Here is a 2,351-nt window from a genome sequence, read left to right as displayed (position 1 = left end):
TACTTCAATTGGATTTGGCAGCATAGTCGGTTCAAGTCCACTGCCGCACAACGAGCAGGATTAACCTCTCGACCATGGACTTGGAATGATATCGTGACCTATCCCACAATAATCTGACGCACTACCCGTTTGTCGGTTTGACTTTTAGCCACACTCGACCATCGGTATAAATGTCCTTGTTTACCACCTCCATTACAGGCGTAAAGGGAGCATGGATAAGATCGCCGATACTTGCTTTTGTGGTGGCTCTATCCCAGATCTTCGGAGTAGATTCAGAGCAGACTTGAACTGATCGCTTTTCTTGCGTTAACATTTAATTCTCCTGTAATGGGAAACCAAAGCCTGTAAGCGATCTCCCCGTCAAAGTTGATACGCTTGTAGGCTTTGTTGTTTGTACAAATTGTCTAAAGTAAGTCTTTTCTATCCACCAGGGCATCTCTAATCAGCGTTCATCCCTTCCGGGCTACCTGGTTTGTCTCTCGTCTGGGGGTTGCAGGCGATGCCTCGTTTCCAGTTCCCTTGTTATCGAGCTAACAACAACCTTATTTCTTTGTTTAGTTAGTGAATTAGTCGTTGAATCGCAAGTGAGAGTCTGGATTCCGTTTCGGGTGGGGGCTGTCTCTTTCCCTGTTCCCATGTTCTTATTGTAGCAAGTTGACTTTCAATTGTCAACTGTCGAAATTCGGTTTTTAGTATGCTAGTATGCAATAAGTAAATAGTCAGTTTATAGGAGACAATATGCTCTGTAGCGTTTTAGTTGAGCAGAGCGTGAATGTATATGTAGACATTTCAAAGTATTGGCCTCAAACCAGTGATGGTAGCCCTAGGTCTGTTAATTCAATTTATGAGGAAATTAGAGGCACAGAATATGAAGTTGGGCGTAATACTTTGAGACTAGCTTTAGAAGGAAGATTAGACAGAGGGCATTTTAAAAACTTATTTGTCCTTGCTCAACTTGCTTCTAAATGGTCAAGTCAAAAAGTTAGTGTAGAAGACCTTTTGAAGTCTCAGGAGGATTAAACAAAGAATGGCTAATTGGGAAATTTTAAAGCAATTTTCTTTTCCAAGTAGCGTTTTGTCTATATTTTTCAATTCTTATAAGTAACGACCGCACCTCCGGGAAGAGCTTGGCGATCGCTACTCATACCACAACCTACCCTAGTTAACCTATTCAGGTCATGGCAATGACAATGGTATCTGATTCTGTACTGATTGAGTCAAAGTTAGCTTGTGACAACCAGTTTAAGTGTGTGCTGTATGAATGCGTTGTAGAAATTCTTGATGTAGTAAATTTGCTTCATTTAGGTTTTGCTACTTGGACAAAAGAAGGTACGCATATTACACAACAAATAGCCTACTTTGAACAAGAGGTAGTTCTATGAGTCTTCTAACTGTTAGCGATCGCGGCGACGGGGTAATAGTAGTTGACTCCCGATTAATTGCTGCCCAGTTAGGGATTCAGCACAAAAACTTTTTAGCCACGATTGAAAAGTACAATCTGAAAATGGCATCAAACCCAGAAATGGGGGCTGTCGCGTTTGAAACGCGGGAGTTCCAAACCAAGCAGGGCAACGTTTCTTTGGAGCGATGGGCATGGCTGACTGAACTTCAAGCAACGTTCATTATGACCCTGAGCCGTAACACCGAACAAGTAGTTAACTGCAAATTAGCTTTAGCCGTAGCATTTGAGAAAGCCAAGCAAATTATTAAAGAAGTCATCCCCGCCCAAGCTCAAGAAATCGAGCGACTAAAGCTCAAACTAGAACTAGCCCGCGCCCAAGAATCTACCGCCCAATCTCAAGAGCGCCTGATGCAAGTCTCCAGCGCGATTGTCACCATGCACGGCGCGGGGATGTTGGGGCTGATCTTAGGCAAACCGGAGGCGATCGTTGAGTCGCCACCTATTGTTGTTGAGAAAAACATACTGGTAGATAAAGCAGGTAGACCCGTCAGAACTTACGAAGGGCTGTCGAAAACTAAACTCGCTAGACGCTATGGAATGGCAAAACCCCAGGATCTAGTTAATTGGCTGCAATCTATGGGTAAAGAGGATCTAATCCAACCAGGGCTGACCGCTGCTCCCTGTCAGTTTGTTCCATTCGAGTATGTCGCGGAGCTAGACAGGCTTTGGGCAGCGCGTCAAGGAAACCGACAAAAATTACTTGGTGAGTAACCGCATTCTTTTTCCAAGTAGCCAAGTTTTTCCGCAAATATTCAAATTAAGCAGGACTTACGCAAGTGACATTTGAACGGATGGATACTTGAGTTGCTCAATTAAGTAGTTTGAGAACATACCATGTTTGATCTGATAAACAGTTTTGCTCGTTTGGTAAGCAATCAACTTGAGTCGA

The 2,351-nt window shown here is 43.3% G+C and carries 4 protein-coding genes and 2 pseudogenes; 4 read left to right on the top strand and 2 right to left on the bottom strand.

What is annotated here, in order from left to right:
* Positions 1 to 117: pseudogene (locus AC2VE5_RS25925) on the top strand (IS1 family transposase); the annotation flags it as partial.
* 4 nt (positions 118 to 121) lie between these two features.
* Here AC2VE5_RS25925 and AC2VE5_RS25920 read toward each other — a convergent pair.
* The gene (locus AC2VE5_RS25920) at positions 122 to 313 is read right to left on the bottom strand and encodes a hypothetical protein (RefSeq protein ID WP_486890443.1); all 192 of its coding nucleotides are present in this window, start codon (positions 311 to 313) and stop codon (positions 122 to 124) included.
* Between the two features lie 425 nt (positions 314 to 738).
* On the opposite strand from AC2VE5_RS25920, the gene AC2VE5_RS25915 reads away from it, so the two are divergent.
* The 3 genes from AC2VE5_RS25915 (at position 739) to AC2VE5_RS25905 (ending at position 2,173) form a co-directional block, all read left to right on the top strand.
* A complete protein-coding gene (locus AC2VE5_RS25915) occupies positions 739 to 1,020 on the top strand; it encodes a hypothetical protein (protein WP_486890442.1) in 282 nt (93 codons plus the stop codon).
* Positions 1,021 to 1,178: 158 nt separating this feature from the next.
* Positions 1,179 to 1,382 carry a hypothetical protein gene (locus tag AC2VE5_RS25910; protein WP_486890441.1) on the top strand — a complete coding sequence of 68 codons (204 nt, stop codon included), beginning with the start codon at positions 1,179 to 1,181 and terminating at the stop codon, positions 1,380 to 1,382.
* Entirely contained in the window at positions 1,379 to 2,173 is a 795-nt protein-coding gene (locus tag AC2VE5_RS25905; RefSeq protein WP_486890440.1) for a Rha family transcriptional regulator, read from the top strand. Before AC2VE5_RS25910 ends, AC2VE5_RS25905 begins: the two co-directional genes overlap by 4 nt.
* Positions 2,174 to 2,230: 57 nt before the next feature.
* Here the strand turns inward: AC2VE5_RS25905 and AC2VE5_RS25900 are convergent.
* Positions 2,231 to 2,351: pseudogene (locus AC2VE5_RS25900) on the bottom strand (IS701 family transposase); the annotation flags it as partial.

The sequence above is a fragment of the Aliterella sp. E5.1 genome, assembly GCF_057473825.1.
This window is presented reverse-complemented; position numbering and strand designations above follow the sequence as displayed.